This window comes from Streptomyces sp. NPDC005374 (assembly GCF_042872225.1).
In the GTDB taxonomy this organism is placed as follows: Bacteria; Actinomycetota; Actinomycetes; order Streptomycetales; family Streptomycetaceae; genus Streptomyces.
In genome coordinates, this window is sequence record NZ_JBIAKA010000003.1 from 517,577 (window position 1) to 533,180 (window position 15,604).

The window sequence follows — 15,604 nt, forward strand, 5'->3', positions numbered from 1 at the left end:
TCGGACGCCTGCGCAGGGGAGGGGAGTTGCTCGGTCCGGCCCGGCTGCGTCGCCACCTCGACCTCGACCGCCGGATGCGCACCCCCGTGCCGCATCCTTGGCCAGCCCTCCGCGTCCCACGTCACCGCCTGGATCGCCGTCTCCCGGCCGAGCGTGCAGCGCGGCCCGTTCGGCGTGTGCAGGGGGCGGGCCGTGAGGTGGCTCAACACCCAGCTGCCGTCGGGGAGTTGGACCAGTTCGCCGTGTCCCGCCTTCTGCAGCGGGAGTGAGGGATCGTCCCGGGACGTCAGCAGGGGCCGGTCGTCCAGCTCGTAAGGGCCGGTGATCTCCCGGCTGCGGGCCATCAGCACCCCGTGCTCGAACCCGGTGCCGCCCTCGGCGAGGACGAGGTGGTACCAGCCGTCCCGCCGGATCAACTTCGGCCCCTCGATGAGCCGTTCGTGCTGGAGCAGCAGGTGGGTGTCACCCACGGGTGCCAGCGTCTCGCGGTCGAGTTCGGTCAGCACGATCCCGGCGAAGCGCCGCCCGTCGGGGCGATGGTCGTTCTGGAGGTTGAGCAGCCACAGCCGGCCCTCGTCGTGGAAGAGCGCGGGGTCGAAGCCGTGGCTCGCGATCCGGCGCGGTGCCGTCCACGGGCCGGCCGCCTCCGATGAGGGTGCCCCCGCTCGAGCGAAGCCGATAGTGGGGGACGTACAGACATAGGTGTCCGTGTCGAAGTACGGCGTTCCCACCGACCGGACGATCGAGTAGACCACCCAGAAGCGCTCACCGTCCCAGCTCAGGGAGGGTGCCCAGATGCCGCCCGAATCGGGGACGCCGGCCAGGGAGTCACCAGGCACGGCACCCTCGACATGGCCCGCGTACTCCCAGTGCGCGAGGTCACGGGAGCGGTGGATCGGGATCGTCGGGAACCACTCGAAGGAGCTGGTCGCCACGTAGTACTCGTCGCCGACCCGGACCATGGAGGGGTCGGGGGCGAAGCCGCGGATCACCGGGTTGTGCAGCAGGGTCACTTGAGGGCTCCGAGGGTGACTCCGGAACGCCAGTAGCGGCGCATCGCGACCATCATGATCGCCATCGGGACGATGGACAGCAGGGCGCCGGTGAGGACCAGGCTGGTGAGGTCGACACCGGACTCCAGACGTTTGCCGGACCAGTTGTAGAGGCCGATGTTGAGCGTCCAGTTGTTCTCGCCACGCAGCACGGTCAGCGGCAGGAAGAAGGCGTTCCAGGTGTTGACGAAGGCCAGCAGGAAGACCGTGGCACCGCCCGTGGTCATCATCCGCAGCACGATGCTGAAGAAGATCCTGAGCTCCCCGGCGCCGTCGATACGGGCCGCCTCCAGCAGCTCGAAGGGGATCGTGGCCTCGGTGTAGACCTTGGCGAGGTACACGCTGAACGGGTTGATCAGACAGGGGATCAGCATCGCCCAGGGCGTGTCGACCAGGCCGATCTCCGAGAACAGCAGATACAGCGGCAGCGTGAGCAGCGCGATCGGGATCAGGAAGGACGCGACCACGCAGGCGAAGACGACGTTGCGGCCCGGGAAGTCGAAGCGCGCCAGGCCGTAGCCGGTGGCGAGCGCGAGCAGCGTGCCGCCCAGCGAGCCGACACCGGCGTACAGCAGCGAGTTCGCCGTCCAGCGCAGGAAGATGCCGTGCTCGTAGGTGAACACCTGATGCAGGTTGTCCCACAGGTGCCAGCCCGAGAACCACAGCCCGTTGGACTGGTACAGCCCGGTGCGGTCCTTGGTGGAGGCGACGATCAGCCACCACACCGGAAAGAGGCTGTAGACGCTCGCCAGGGACAGCCCGACGAGCAGAAACCGCTGGCCGCCACGCGAACGGGCCGCCGGATCCGGTGTGTTGAGCCGCCGGACCTGGGAGCTCCTGGTGCGTTCTTCGGTGAGGGCCATCAGTCGGTCTCCTTCGAGGTGAACCGGTAGAACAGGAAGGAGGCGACGCCGAGGATCAGGGCGAGCAGCACCGAAAGGGCCGCCGCGTAGTGGTAGTTGCCGGCGTTGAACGCCTGGTTGTAGATGATCATGATCGGGGTGAAGGAGTCACTGACCGTCTGCGGGGTGACGTTCCTGAACAGCGCGGGCTCGTTGAAGATCTGCAGCATCTGGATGATGGAGAGCATCCCGGTCAGCACCAACGCCCCCCGCACGAACGGGATCTTGATGCTGCGCGCGACCCGCAGCTCGGACGCCCCGTCCAGCCGCGCGGCCTCGAACAGCTCGCGGGGCACGCCCTGGAGCGCGGAGTACAGGATGACCATGTTGTAGCCGATGCCGTGCCAGGTCAGCAGGTTGCCGATGGACGGCCACACCATCGAGGGCGCGAAGAAGTTCCAGGAGAACCCGAAGATCTCGCCGAGCGGGGTGAGCGGACCGACATCCGGGCTGTACAGGTTCAGCCACACGATCGCGGCGACCACACCGGGGATCATGTACGGCACCAGCAGCAGGAGCCGGAACCGCCCGGCCGTCCTGGAGCTCAGTGCGTCCAGGAGCAGTGCGAGGACCAGGCTGACGAGCAGCATGACCGGGATCTGGACGCAGGCGAACAGCACGACCCGCAGTACGGAACCCATGAACGCCGAGTCGGACAGGCCCTGTTGGTAGTTGTCGAGCCCTGAGAACTCGTCGGTGGTCCCACCCAGGCCCAACCCGGAGGACTGCGACCGGTACAGCGACTGGTAGACGGCGTACCCGATCGGCAGCAGGTACAGGAAGACGAAGCCGAGCTGGAAGGGCACCGTGAAGGCGGCACCCTTCCAGCGCAGTGAGCGAATCATCAGTAGCAGCCCTTAAGCCTCTAGCCCTTGACGCTGATGCCGCGGGACTTCAGGTCGTCGACCGTCCACTCCTGCATGTGCGCCAGCAGCTGGGTCACCGTCTGCTCCTTGCTGACCACCTTGGCCCAGCCGGCCTGCATCTCGGTGAACATCGCGGTCCAGTCGGGCCCGAAGGTCCAGTCGGTGGTGACCGTCTTCAGGCTGTCCTTCACGATCTGCTGCGCCGGCTGGTAGTTGTCGCCGAGCAGCTTCTGGGAGACCGCTTCGGGCACGTACGAGTCGCTGTCGGCCAGCGCCGGCATCACGCCGTTGCCGGTGGTCGGGCTCGCCATGGTCTTCACCGCGCCGGTGTTCGTGGACATCCACAAGGCGGCCTGGGCGGCCTGCTCCTGGTTCTTGCAGCCCTTGGTCACCAGGGTCACGCTGCCGGTCAGGTTCGTACCGGCCGGGGTCTTGGCGGCCTCGCCGGCGAAGGTCGGCCAGGGGGACAGCGCCCAGTCCCCGAAGGACTTGGTGAAGTTCTGCACCATGCCGGCCATCTGCCAGGTCGAGATCTGCCGGGTCGCGGTGCCGCCGTTGTCGTAGTTGCGCTGCACGGCCGCGTAGTCGGCGAAGGACAGCTTGCTGTTCAGGTCGTTGTCGACGATCTCCTGGATCACCTTGGCGGCCTTCAGCGTGCCCGCGTCCTGGAAGTCCACCTTCCAGGCGTTGCCGTCGATGGCGTACCAGTGCGCCCCGGCCTGCATGGCGAGCACCTCGAGGGTGCTGGGGTCCTCACCGGCATAGTTGGTGATCTTGATGCCGTGCTTCTTCAGCACCTTGCCCGCGGCGATGAACTCGTCCCAGGTCGTCGGGGCCTTGATGCCGTACTTCTTGAAGAGATCGGCGCGGTAGATCGTGAAGTTCGGCGACGAACTGGTCGGCACCCCGTACATCTTCCCCTGCACCTGCGCACTGGTCCAGGAACCGGTGTTGAACCTGCTCTTCTCGCCGTCGACGTACTTCGTGATGTCGGCCAGCGCGCCCTGCGCGACCCAACTCGTCACGTACTCGGCGGTGTTCTGCACCAGACAGGGCGCGTTGCCCGCCTTGACCGCGTTGGTCAGCTGCTTCTGCATGGTCAGCTGGTCGGTGACCTTGGTGTACTTCAGCTGGATGTCCTTGTGCGAGGCGTTGAACGCCTTGACGACGGCGTCCTGGCCGTTGGCCCAGCCCCAGAAGGGGAGGGTGACGGGGCCCGACGACTGCGAGTCGCCGGAATCGGACCCGCCGCACGCGGAGAGCAGACCTGACAGCGCGAGTCCCGCAACGGCGGCGCGGGCGAACCTTCTCCGGGGGCTGCTGAAGTTCATCTGACCGTGTTCCTTCGCGAAGTAGGGCGTCTCGGAGAGGAGAGAGGGGATCGGCGGCCCGGTGTCGGCCGGAAACGGCGGCCGGAAGTCTCATCGGCTCGCGGTTGCGGGGGTCGGCCCAGCGGAAGCTGTAGTAACCGGTTGCTGGGACGGTAGGCCGAGGGCTTGCCGGTTAGCAAGAGGTAGGCGCCAATTTGTTACGCCGGTTTGTCCGTGGGGTTAGGTCCGGGCGCCGTCAGGGCAGACGCGAGTGGTCTGACGTACTGCCAGTTCAGAGGCGTGTGGGCGTCCTGGACGGCAGGCTGGGCGGCCCGTGGGAGCGGTTCCTTCGGTCCGTGTCGGCCGGGGGGAAACCGTTTACGAAACGATCACTCTTCCGGACTGCTAGCGAGGTTGCGCGGGCGGTCGCACGGAGTTCCGTACGACGACATGGGTGCCCAGCACCAGATGGTCGCTGTCGGCTCCCCTGCGCCGGGCCCCGCCCCCCTCGCGCCGGTCGGCGACGGCACGCAGGGCCACCCGCCCCATCTCCTCGTAGGGCACGTGGACGGTGGTGAGCTGGGGAGTGAGCTGGGACGCGAGCGGGATGTCGTCGTACCCGACGATCGACACGTCCTCGGGCACCCGCAGCCCGGCCGTCCGCAGGGCCTGCATAGCGCCGGCGGCGACGACATCGGTCCCGGCGAGGACGGCGGTGAACTCGAGCCCCTCGCGCAGGGATTCCTCCACCGCCTCGTAGCCGTGCTCGTAGTCGTAGGGTCCGTGCCGCACCCTGCGGGGCTCGAACGGTACGCCGTACGCCTCGAAGGCCCGCCGGGCGCCCTTCAACCGGCCTTGGGCAGTGGTCAGTTCGGCGTGTCCCGGCAGCACGAGCACCTTCCGGTGCCCGGCCGACAACAGGTGACTGGCCATCGCGTAGGCCCCGCCCTCGTTGTCGTAGTCGACGGTCGTCGCGGGCACGTCGCCCTCCAGCGGCGGCCGCCCCACGAGCACGAGATGCGAGCCGGCCGCGTCCAGGGAGCGCGCGAACCGGGCCATGCGCAGCTGGTACTCGTCGTAGTCGTAGGCGCCGCCGAGCAGCACCACGGCCGCGACGCCCTGCTGACGCATGAGGTTGACGAGGGCGAGTTCGCGCTCGGGGTCGTCCCCGGTGGTCCCCACCAGGGAGAGCCATCCCCGCAGGGTGGCGGCGCCCTCGACACCCTTGGCCACGTGGGCGAACGCGGCGCCGGTGATGTTGTTGATGAGGATCGCGACGGTGGGCGTACCGCCCCCGGCGAGCGACCTGGCGTGGGCGTTGGTGACGTAGTCCAGGTCGCCCACGACCTTCATCACCTTGCGGCGCAGGTCCTCGGAGACCGGATAGTTGCCGGACAACACCCGCGAAACGCTGGCCACCGAGACCCCGGCCCGCTCGGCCACGTCCCTGATGGTGGCCCGTCCGACGTCACCGGACGCCTTGCGCTGACTCACCCTTGCGGCTCCTTCAAGGTAGAGGCCCGGTCGCACGGAACCCCGCAAACAAGGTCCGGAAACCGTATCCCATGGTTACTGCGGTGCTTCCGGATCGGGTGCTCCCGGGTCGGTCCGCCCGGACCGGGTACGCCCGAGTTCGGTCCTTTCGGGTCGAGTACTCCCGGGGCAGGTGCTTCTGGGGCGCTCCTCCTTGGGCCAAGTGCTCCTGGGCCAGGTGCTCCCGAGGCGGTCTTCCCGGGCCACGTGCTCCCAGGTCGGGTGCGTTCTGGTCGCTTCTTCCGGGCCGCGTGCTCCCGTGTCAGGTGCTCCCGAGGCGGTTTCCCGGGCCAGGTGCTCACATGCCAGCTGCGTTCGGGTCGCTCCTTCCGGGCCGCGTGCTGCCGGGTCAGGTATTCCCAGGTCAGTTGCTCCGGAGGCGGTCCTCCCAGGTCAGGTGCTCCCGAGCCGTCCCTCCAGGTCAGGTGCTTCCGGGGCAGGTGCTCCCGAGCCGTCCCTCCGGGTCAGGTGCTCCCGAGCCGTCGTCCAGGTCGGACACTCCCAGGTCAGGCGACCCGGACCATGTCCGCGTGCCGCACCTCGTGTGCCAACGGCGTCCCCGCCGCCAGCCGCTCCAGTTCCTCGACGACGATCCGTCCGAGCCGCTCCAGTTCGTTGCCGAGTGAGCCGGCGATGTGCGGTGTCAGGAACACGTTCGGCAGCCGGTACAGCGGCGACCCCGCAGGCAGCGGCTCGGGCTCCGTGACGTCGAGCACGGCGTGCAGCCGTCCGGAGACCAGCTCGTCGGTCAGCGCGTCGGGGTCGACCAGGGCTCCCCGTGACGTGTTGATGAGCACCCCTCCGTCCCGGATCAGCCCGAGCCGGGACGCGTCGAGCATCCGGTAGGTCTCCGGGATGTCGGGAGCATGCAGCGACACGATGTCGCTGTGCCGCAACAGGTCCTCCAGTGAGAGGAGTTCGGCCCCCAGGGCGGCGGCCTCCGCGGCGCTGACGTACGGATCGTGCAGCAGCACGGTGAAGTCGAAGGGCCGCAGCAGCTCCAGCAGCCGCCGCCCCACCCGGGACGCCCCGATGACCCCGATCCGCCGCCCCACGTTTCCCGTGGCCGCGGTCTCGGCGGGAGACGGATACACGTGGGTGGCACGGAACCGCTCGCGGTGGTCGAACGCGTCCTTCCCACACAGCAGGATCATCGCGAGGGTGTACTCCGCGACCGGCAGCGCGTTGCCGGTGACCGCGCTGGAGACGGCGATCCCGCGCTCCCACACGGCGTCGCCGACCAGCGAACGCACCGAGCCCGCGGCGTGCAGGACGGCGCGCATCTGGGGTGCCGCGGCGAGGAGACCGGTGTCGAGGCGGGGGCAGCCCCAGCCGGTGATCAGTACGTCGGCCCTGGCCAGGGCGTCAGCCGCGGCGGGGTCGCCGAGATCCTGGACGACGAGCGCGGGGTCGAGCTCCGCCGCCAGGCTCAGCCGGGTCATCAGCGGCGGTGGGAAGAGCAGGGGGAGGTGCACGGGATCCATGGCGAACACGGCCCTGGGTGGCTGAGGGCTGGGCATGTCACTCCTGACACACTGGGCGGAAACAGTTTCTGAAAACGTCTTCTACGACAGATCTACCGTAGGTCCGGCGTCGAGGGGTGGTCAATCGGTCAACCGGGCCGGATGACAACCGGTTTCCTGTCCGGCCCGTGTCGAGGAGGTTAAGCAGTCTTTTCGAAAACTCGCCCAGCCCCTTGACGCCGTTTCCGGACAGGGAAGAAGCTCTGCCCCAACGCAGCAACCGGTTGTCTACCGGCGCCGCGTTCGTCATGAACGGACAGAGCAGGAGGTGGGGCGTCGTGCGCCCACATGCCGGTGTCGGGCCCAGTCGCCGCCGATTTCTCTCCCTCTCCGCAGGTGGTGCCGTGGCGGGGGCGGCAGCGCTGAGCGGATGCGCGATGCGGGTGTCGGGCGCGGTGAGCGGCTCCGGTGAGACCGTCACGCTGATGGCCAAGCCCGGAGACATCACCGCGGACCTCATCAAGCAGGCGCACAAGGACACCGGTATCAAGATCGACACGGTGTTGTTCAGCACCAGCAAGCTGATCGCGATGATGACCAACGGAAACCCGCCCGACCTGGTGCGCGGCCTCGGCGCCGTGGACGCCCCGTACTACGCGGCCCGGGGGGTGATGGAGGACCTGGACCCGTACTTCGCGAAGAGCGGTGTCCTCAGGGTCGACGACCTGGACCCGGTCAACGACCTGTGGCGCTACGACGGACGCGTCCAGGGCAGGGGGCCGCGCTACGGCATGGCGAAGGACTTCTCCCAGGACTCCATGTACTGGTACAACACCGCGCTCTTCGACCGGGCGGCCGTCGACCACCCGCCGGAGCTGGAGCCGGTCACGTTCGAGGAGTGGCTGGAGAAGGCCAAGCGGCTCACCCGGCGCAAGAACGGACAGACCACCGTCTTCGGCGGCAGCTACAACGGCGTGGCCACGCCCAACATGCTGGCCGGCCTCACGGTGTCCGCCGGCGGGAACCTTTTCTCCGACGACTACTCCCGGGTCGACTTCACCACTCCCGAGGCCCGCAAGGCGCTCGGCTGGTACATCGACTACTGCCGGACCAAGGTCGGGCCGAGCATCATCCAGCCCGACCCCAACACCTGGGACGGCCCCACCTTCCAGGCGAACCGGATGGCCATGTCGAACTCCGGCTACTGGCTCGGCGGTCTGATCGACACCGACAAGAAGCTGGCACCGCTGTCCAGGCTGGCCCCGGCCCCCTACTTCGAGGGCGGCCGGCGGGTCAGCCCCTGCCAGGCCGGTACCGGCTTCTGGATCCCCGCCAAGTCCCACAACAAGGACGCCGCCTGGCGGATCTTCGAGTGGTTCTTCGGCGAGGCACCGGCCAAGGCGCGCGCCGCGGGTGGCTGGGGCATCCCGACCCTGAAGTCCCTGCGTTCCCTGATGCCCGCTCAGGAGAGCTACCAAAAAAGGGCGTTGAAGGTACAGGACGAGGAGCTGAAGCACTTCTCGGTGATCGGCTTCACGCCGTACGCCACCGCGGACGCGCTCCTCGGCATCTTCAACCAGATCGCCCCGGCCGCCATGAACGGCGCCATGTCCGTCGACACCCTCGCCGGCCGTCTGAACTCGGCCATGAACGACCAGCTCAAGCGCGGTAAGGAGCAGGTGGGATGACGGTCGATCAGATGACCACGGCTTCGGCCACGGAGCGCGACCGCCCTGCGCAGGCCACCCGCCGGAACCGGCGGCCCCCGGGGCGGACCTCGATCGTGGCGCGCAGACACCGCGCGTTCTACATGTTCGCCTCGCCCTGGATCATCGGCTTCGTGCTGCTGACCATCGCGCCGATGGCGTACGCACTGTGGCTCAGTTTCACCACGTTCGACGGCATCTCGCCCAACTGGCACTACGTCGGGCTCGGCAACTACCGCGAGCTGTTCGCCGACTCCCAGACCTGGGACTCCCTGGGCCGCACCGGCCTGTTCGCGATCACCTCGGTGCCGTTGTCGATAATCGCCGGACTCGGACTGGCCGTCCTGGTCAACCGGCCGCTCAGGGCGCGGGGGCTGTTCCGCACCCTGCTCTATCTGCCGGCGGTGGTGCCGCCAGTGGGCGCGGGCATCGCGTTCAAGCAGCTCTTCGACCAGAACTCGGGTGCCGCCAACGGGGTGTTGAACCTCTTCGGCATCGACGCCCTCGGCTGGCTCGCCGACCCCTACGCCCGTTACGTGCTGATCATGACGGTGCTCTGGACGGCCGGAAACATCATGATCATCTCGCTGGCCGGGCTCCAGGACATCCCCCGCGAACTCCTCGAAGCGGCACGTCTCGACGGCGCGGGCGCCTGGCGGAGCTTCCGCAGCGTCACGGTGCCGCTGCTGTCGCCGGTACTGCTCTTCCAGACCGTGACCGGGGTCATCGCCTCGGTGCAGACGATCATGCCGCTGCTGCTGGCCCCCGACCCCACCCCGGCCGGCATCACCGCACTCCCGCAGTCCAACTACCTCTACATGATGCATGTGTTCGCGGAGTACTTCGCGTTCGGCCGCTACGGCTACGCCTCCGCGCTGCTGTGGGTGCTCTTCGTCCTGATCCTTCTCGCGACCGCACTGATCTTCAAGGCCACGTCCGGCGTGGTGTTCTACAACGTCGACCCGGAGGCGAAGAAGTGACGGCCACCAGCCCGACCCCGGCACCGGCGCCCCGGATCCGCGTCAACCGGCTCGTCCTGTACACGGTCCTCGTCGCGATCACCGGACTGTTCCTCGGCCCGTTCGGCTGGCTGGTCGTCTCCGGCCTGAAGACCCCGGCCGAACTCGCCGCCTCGCCCGTGCACTGGCTGCCCACCCACATCCAGTGGCACAACTTCGCCGACGCCTTCAATGTCATCGACTTCCTCGGCTACGCCCGCAACTCCCTGATCATCTCCCTCATCTACGCCACCCTCGTCACCCTCAGCTCCGCCTGGGTCGGCTTCGGCTTCGCCCGCCTCGAAGCCCCCGGCAGGAAGACGCTGTTCGGGATCCTGATCGGCTCGATGATGCTCCCCCAGATGATCACCCTGCTGCCGACCTACCTGATCTTCGCCAAGCTGGGCATGGTCGACACGTACTGGCCCTGGGTGCTGTGGGGCCTGGCGGCCGCCCCCTATCTGGTCTTCCTCTTCCGGCAGTTCTTCGCCGGTCTGCCCCGGGAGCTGGAGGAGGCGGCGATCGTCGACGGCTGCGGCTGGACGGGCATCTTCTGGCGGATCTTCCTCCCGCAGTCCTGGCCGGTCCTCTCCGCGAGCTTCGTGATCGCCTTCACCTGGTCCTGGGGCGACTACATCGCCCCGCAGCTCCTGCTGTCCACGGACCGCACCACCCTCGCGGTCGCCGTCATGTCCACCTACGTCACCGACGCCGGTACTCCCGTCACCAACCTCCAGGCCGCGGCCTCGGTGATGTACGTCGTCCCGATCCTGCTGATCTTCCTGATCGCCCAGCGCGGCTTCGTCGCCGGCATGGCCACCAGCGGCCTCAAGTAGCCCGATCCGCTTCCCCTGTTCTCAAGGAGTTCCCCATGACCACGCCGCTGTCCCGCAGAAGCGCCCTCCAGGCGGCCGGTGCCACCGCGCTCGCCGCGGGCCTGACCGGCCTCACGGCCACCGCGGCCCGGGCCGACGACACCACCACTGCCGCCGCCGCGCCGAAGCTGGTGACCTACCCCCGCCCGGCCACGATGCCGACCAACACCAGTTTCAAGGTGCGGGTCCGCACCGCCCCCGACGGGGAGTGGCAGACCCTGGACATCTGGCGGCCCCAGCTGGGCGAGATCAACCCCACCACCGGGTCGAGCAAGATCTACAACTCCTCGCTGGCGTACTTCGACTTCCAGGGCTCCGTCGAGATCGAGGTCACCTACCTCAAGGGCGGCACCACCAAGGCCCGGGTGCGCCCGGACTCGTACGGCATCACGCCCGAACTCCTCGGCGACACCCTGCGGTTCACGCTCGACCAGCCGCGCAACGTCGTCGTCCAGATCAACGACGACATCTTCGACTGCCTCCACCTGTTCGCCCGCGCCGTCGAGAAGAAGAAGCCCGCGCAGGACGACCCGAACGTCCTCTACTACGGCCCCGGCGTCCACACCACCGCCGACGGCACCCTGCTCGTCCCCTCCGGCAAGACCGTGTACCTCGACGGCGGCGCCGTCCTCAAGGCCACCGTGATCTTCCGGAACGTGGAGCACGCAGGGATCGCCGGCCGCGGAGTGCTCGCCGGGACCGCGGGCGGCGGAGCCCTTGTGGAGAGCTCACGGAACATCTCCATCGGCGCCGTCACCGTCCTCAACCCCAACGGTTACGCCGTCCAGTTGGGCGAGGCGACCGGCGTCACCATCAAGGGACTCGGCTCCTTCAGCTCCAAGGGCTGGGGCGACGGCATCGACGTCTTCTGCAGCAGCAACGTCGTCATCGACGGCGTCTTCATGCGCAACTCCGACGACTGCATCGCCATCTACACCCACCGCTGGGACTACTACGGCGACACCACGAACATCACCGTCCGCAACTCCACCCTCTGGGCGGACGTAGCCCACCCCGTCAACGTCGGCACGCACGGCAACAGCGACAACCCCGAGGTCCTCAAGAACCTCACCTTCAAGAACCTCGACATCCTGGACCACCGCGAGCCCCAGATGGGCTACCAGGGCTGCATCGCCCTCAACCCCGGCGACAGCAACCTGATCAAGAACGTGAAGGTCGACGACGTCCGCGTCGAGGACTTCCGCTGGGGCCAGCTCATCCACATGCGGGTCATGTACAACACGAAGTACAACACCTCGGTCGGCCGCGGCATCCAGAACGTGTACGTCAAGAACCTCTCCTACACGGGCAAGCCGCTCGCCACCTGCCTGCTGCTCGGCTACGACGCCAAGCACGCCATCAAGGACGTCACGTTCGAGAACCTCGTCGTCAACGGCACGGTGATCGCCGACTCGATGAAGAAGCCGGGCTGGTACCTCACCACCGACACCATCCCGATGCACACCAACGAGCATGTGCTGAACCTGAAGTTCCTCACCACAGCCGAGGCCGAGGCGGCCGCCGCGTCATGAGCACCAGCCCCGCGAGAGCCCATCTCGCCCCGAGCCGCCGCACCTTCCTCGGCGGGACCGCCGCCCTGCTGCTGGTGGCGAGCGCGAGCGGTCTGCTCGCACCCGGCACCGCCCGGGCGGCCGGCCGTGGGAGCACCAGGGTCTTCGCCCACCCCGGCCTCCTGCACACCACCGACGACCTCGCCCGCATGAAGGCCGCGATCGCGGCCCGGCAGTCCCCGGTCTACGATGGCTATGTCGCGTTCGCGGCCCACGCCCGCTCGAAGTCGACGTACGCCATCCAGAACACGGGGCAGATCACCTCCTGGGGCCGTGGCCCCACCAACTTCCAGAACCAGGCCGTCGCCGACTCGGCCGCCGCCTACCAGAACGCCCTGATGTGGGCCGTCACCGGCGACCGTGCCAACGCCGACAAGGCCCGTGACCTCCTCAACGCCTGGTCCGCCTCCCTGACCATGATCACGGGCGCCGACGGCCCCCTCGGCGCGGGCCTGCAGGCCTTCAAGTTCGTCAACGCGGCCGAACTGCTGCGCCACACCGGCTACGACGGCTGGGCGGCCGCGGACATCGCCCGCTGCGAGCGGTCCTTCCTGGACGTCTGGTATCCGGCGGTGTCCGGCTACATGCTCTACGCCAACGGCAACTGGGACCTGACGGCCATGCAGACCATCCTGGCGATCGGCGTGTTCTGCGAGGAGCCCACCCTCTTCGAGGACGCCCTGCGCTTCGCCGCCGCCGGCGCCGGAAACGGCTCCATCGCCCACCGGATCGTCACCGACGCCGGGCAGGGCCAGGAGGCCGGCCGCGACCAGGGCCACGAACAGCTCGCGGTCGGTCTGACCGGGGACATCGCCCAGGTCGCCTGGAACCAGGGCGTCGACCTGTGGGGCCACGACGACAACCGGATCCTCGCCAACTTCGAGTACACGGCCCGCTACAACCTCGGCGGTGACGTCCCCTTCACCCCCGACCTCGACCGCACCGGCAAGTACATCAAGACGACCGTCTCCGCGACCGGCCGCGGCACCCTGCCCCCGATCTACGAGATGGCCTACGCCCACTACGCCGGCGTCCGCGGCCTCGACATCCCGTACACCGAGGCGGCCGTCTTCCGAGGCACCGGCGGCGCCCGGGTCGTCGAGGGCAGCAACGACGACCTGCCCAGCTGGGGGACCTTCACCTACGCGGGGGCCACGGCACCCTCGGAGACCGTGCCGACGGCCCCCGCGGGGGTCACCGCGGCGGGAGATTCCACGTCGGTCACTGTGAGGTGGCTGCCGTCCACGTGGGCCGCCGGCTACACCGTCAGCCGCGCCTCACGCATCGAGGGGCCGTACGAGCAGATCGCCACCGGCCTCGTCGAGCCGACGTACACGGACCGTCGGGTACGCGCCGGACGGACGTACCACTACACCGTCAGCGCCACCAACTCCCAGGGCCACAACGGTGATTCGCCATCGGCGTCCGCGACCGCCGGTCTTCCCGGCCCCTGGTCGACCCAGGACATCGGGGACGTGAGGATCCCCGGTGCGGCCGTCTTCGACGGCGAGCGGTTCGTGCTTGAGGCGTCCGGCACCGCCGACACCCACCAGCTCGTCCATCTCCCGCTGCACGGCGACGGCACGGTCACCGCCCGGATCGTGTGGCCGCTGAGCTCGCAGTACTCCAAGATCGGCGTCAGCCTGAGGGCCTCCCTCGACGCGGATGCGGCCCACGCGGCCATGGTCGTCCAGGGGCTGCCGCTGCACACCTGGAGCGGGGTGTGGACCGTACGGCCCTCCCGCGGGGCCGACGTCTCCGCGACCGGCAGCACACCGGTACCGCCCGCGCAGCAGACGGCCATCACCACCGGCGCCGCCTTCCCGATCTCCAGCCTTGGCACCCTGCCCGAGTCGGCGACCCCGCTCGAGGCTCCGTACGTCGAGGGCGCCGGCGACGGCTACCGGCTGCGTACGCCCTACTGGGTGCGGGTGACCCGCAAGGGCCGCCGCTGCACCGGGGCCATCTCGCCGGACGGCATCCGCTGGACCGAAGTCGGCTCCACCGACGTCGAGTTGGGGCACACCGCGTACGCGGGTCTCCTCCTCACCTCCTGCCTCGGCGTCGACGCGGACTACGCCGAGACCGGCACCGGCGCCTTCGACAACATCACCGTGACCTCCGCACACGGCGACGAGATCTGGTCCGTGCCGGAGCCCGTCCGCGCCGTGGGTGACCTGCGGGCGAGTGCTGGTGCCGACGCCGTCGAACTGGCCTGGACCGACCCCGACCTCTCCGCCCGCTACAAGGTCCTGCGGGCCACGCACCCCGACGGCCGGTACGTCACCCTCGCGACCGGTATCGGCCCGGTCGGGTCCGGCGCCCGTATCCGGTACGCGGACGCGACGGGCACGCCCGGGGTGGCGTACCACTACGCCGTGGCGAAGACGAACGCGGCCGGTTGCGGCCCGCTCTCGGCGCCGGCCTCCGCCGTGATGCCGACCCCGTCCGTCCCCGAACTCACCTCCTCCGCAACGGCGTTCGCGAACAAGGGTGTCGACTTCCGGCACGTCCTTCGAGCCTCCCACGAGCCCGTTCGGTTCGCCGCCACCGGACTGCCCGACGGCCTGCGCGTCGACAAGCGCACCGGCCTGATCCACGGAACGCCCCGCGAGACCGGCGAGTTCACCGTCACCACCACCGCGGGCAACGCGGCCGGCGACTCCACCGCAACCCTCACCCTCACGGTCGGCACACCGCCGCCGACCCCCTGGACCTACGGCGACCTCGGTGACGTGGTCCTCGACGACCGCGCCTTCGGCACCCTGGGCGTGGCCGCGATCCTCACCCCCGGCAGCACCACCCACGAGGACGGGACCTTCGTGGTGCGGGGCGCGGGCGTGGACCTGACCGTCAACAACCAGGGCATGACTGGGCAGTTCGTACGGCAGCCCGTCAGCGGCGACTGCCAGGTCACCGCCCGGCTCGTCTCCCGGACCGGTGCCACCGTCGACCGGGTCGGCCTGCTGATGGCCAAGTCGCTGTCGCCGTTCGACCAGGCGGCCGGGGTCATCGTCAGCGGCGGCAGCACCGCGCAGCTCATGCTGCGCAAGACCGTCGCCGGAGCCTCCGCCTTCACCGGCAACGGAGCCACTCAACTCCCCGCACTCCTGCGGCTGAAGCGCACCGGGACCGCCTTCACCGCAGCCCTGTCCACCGACGACGGCGCCACCTGGACCGACCTCGCCTCCGGCGAGATCCCCGGCTTCGGTGACGCCCCCTGCCACGTGGGGCTGGTGGCCTGCTCACGCAGCCCGCTGACCCTCGTCACCTCCACCTTCGACGAGGTGAGCATCACTCCCATCTGATTCCCCCCCACGGAACGGAG

11 protein-coding genes are annotated in these 15,604 nt (G+C 68.9%); 5 read left to right on the forward strand and 6 right to left on the reverse strand.

Annotation, left to right across the window (positions count from 1 at the left end; all coding sequences use genetic code 11):
• The 6 genes from ACFYRX_RS10640 to ACFYRX_RS10665 all read right to left on the reverse strand — a co-directional run.
• Nucleotides 1–1,013: family 43 glycosylhydrolase (locus ACFYRX_RS10640; protein ID WP_389097988.1), on the reverse strand; the 1,013-nt coding region annotated here is incomplete at its 3' end.
• On the reverse strand, nt 1,010–1,915 hold the full coding sequence (locus ACFYRX_RS10645) for a carbohydrate ABC transporter permease (protein WP_389097990.1): 906 nt from the start codon (nt 1,913–1,915) through the stop codon (nt 1,010–1,012). The genes ACFYRX_RS10640 and ACFYRX_RS10645, both read right to left, overlap by 4 nt.
• Entirely contained in the window at nt 1,915–2,799 is an 885-nt protein-coding gene (locus ACFYRX_RS10650) for a carbohydrate ABC transporter permease (RefSeq protein WP_389097992.1), read from the reverse strand. Before ACFYRX_RS10650 ends, ACFYRX_RS10645 begins: the two co-directional genes overlap by 1 nt.
• Before the next feature lie 20 nt (nt 2,800–2,819).
• A complete protein-coding gene (locus ACFYRX_RS10655) occupies nt 2,820–4,151 on the reverse strand; it encodes an ABC transporter substrate-binding protein (RefSeq protein ID WP_389097994.1) in 1,332 nt (443 codons plus the stop codon).
• A gap of 384 nt (nt 4,152–4,535) precedes the next feature.
• Nucleotides 4,536–5,624, reverse strand: a complete 1,089-nt coding sequence (locus ACFYRX_RS10660; protein ID WP_389097996.1) for a LacI family DNA-binding transcriptional regulator — start codon at nt 5,622–5,624, stop codon at nt 4,536–4,538.
• A gap of 545 nt (nt 5,625–6,169) precedes the next feature.
• Nucleotides 6,170–7,183 (reverse strand): hydroxyacid dehydrogenase, encoded by a 1,014-nt coding sequence (locus ACFYRX_RS10665; RefSeq protein ID WP_389097997.1) that lies wholly within the window; start codon nt 7,181–7,183, stop codon nt 6,170–6,172.
• Nucleotides 7,184–7,464: 281 nt separating this feature from the next.
• Between ACFYRX_RS10665 and ACFYRX_RS10670 the strand changes: the two genes are divergently transcribed.
• From ACFYRX_RS10670 to ACFYRX_RS10690, 5 genes are read left to right on the forward strand one after another with little or no spacing between them, the layout of a single operon-like run.
• Entirely contained in the window at nt 7,465–8,814 is a 1,350-nt protein-coding gene (locus ACFYRX_RS10670) for an extracellular solute-binding protein (RefSeq protein ID WP_389097999.1), read from the forward strand.
• Nucleotides 8,811–9,812, forward strand: coding sequence for a carbohydrate ABC transporter permease (locus ACFYRX_RS10675; RefSeq protein WP_389098001.1), 1,002 nt, complete (start codon nt 8,811–8,813; stop codon nt 9,810–9,812). The genes ACFYRX_RS10670 and ACFYRX_RS10675 overlap by 4 nt, the downstream gene beginning before the upstream one ends.
• Entirely contained in the window at nt 9,809–10,666 is an 858-nt protein-coding gene (locus tag ACFYRX_RS10680) for a carbohydrate ABC transporter permease (RefSeq protein WP_389098003.1), read from the forward strand. Before ACFYRX_RS10675 ends, ACFYRX_RS10680 begins: the two co-directional genes overlap by 4 nt.
• Nucleotides 10,667–10,701: 35 nt before the next feature.
• Nucleotides 10,702–12,237, forward strand: a complete 1,536-nt coding sequence (locus ACFYRX_RS10685; protein ID WP_389098005.1) for a glycosyl hydrolase family 28 protein — start codon at nt 10,702–10,704, stop codon at nt 12,235–12,237.
• A complete protein-coding gene (locus tag ACFYRX_RS10690) occupies nt 12,234–15,584 on the forward strand; it encodes an alginate lyase family protein (RefSeq protein ID WP_389098007.1) in 3,351 nt (1,116 codons plus the stop codon). Before ACFYRX_RS10685 ends, ACFYRX_RS10690 begins: the two co-directional genes overlap by 4 nt.
• Nucleotides 15,585–15,604: the final 20 nt, after the last annotated feature.

Coding starts and splice junctions, on each gene's coding strand:
- ACFYRX_RS10645 (WP_389097990.1), bottom strand. CDS start 1,915: ATGGCCCTCACCGAAGAACGCACCAGGAGCTCCCAGGTCCGGCGGCTC.
- ACFYRX_RS10650 (WP_389097992.1), bottom strand. CDS start 2,799: ATGATTCGCTCACTGCGCTGGAAGGGTGCCGCCTTCACGGTGCCCTTC.
- ACFYRX_RS10655 (WP_389097994.1), bottom strand. CDS start 4,151: ATGAACTTCAGCAGCCCCCGGAGAAGGTTCGCCCGCGCCGCCGTTGCG.
- ACFYRX_RS10665 (WP_389097997.1), bottom strand. CDS start 7,183: ATGCCCAGCCCTCAGCCACCCAGGGCCGTGTTCGCCATGGATCCCGTG.
- ACFYRX_RS10675 (WP_389098001.1), top strand. CDS start 8,811: ATGACGGTCGATCAGATGACCACGGCTTCGGCCACGGAGCGCGACCGC.
- ACFYRX_RS10685 (WP_389098005.1), top strand. CDS start 10,702: ATGACCACGCCGCTGTCCCGCAGAAGCGCCCTCCAGGCGGCCGGTGCC.
- ACFYRX_RS10690 (WP_389098007.1), top strand. CDS start 12,234: ATGAGCACCAGCCCCGCGAGAGCCCATCTCGCCCCGAGCCGCCGCACC.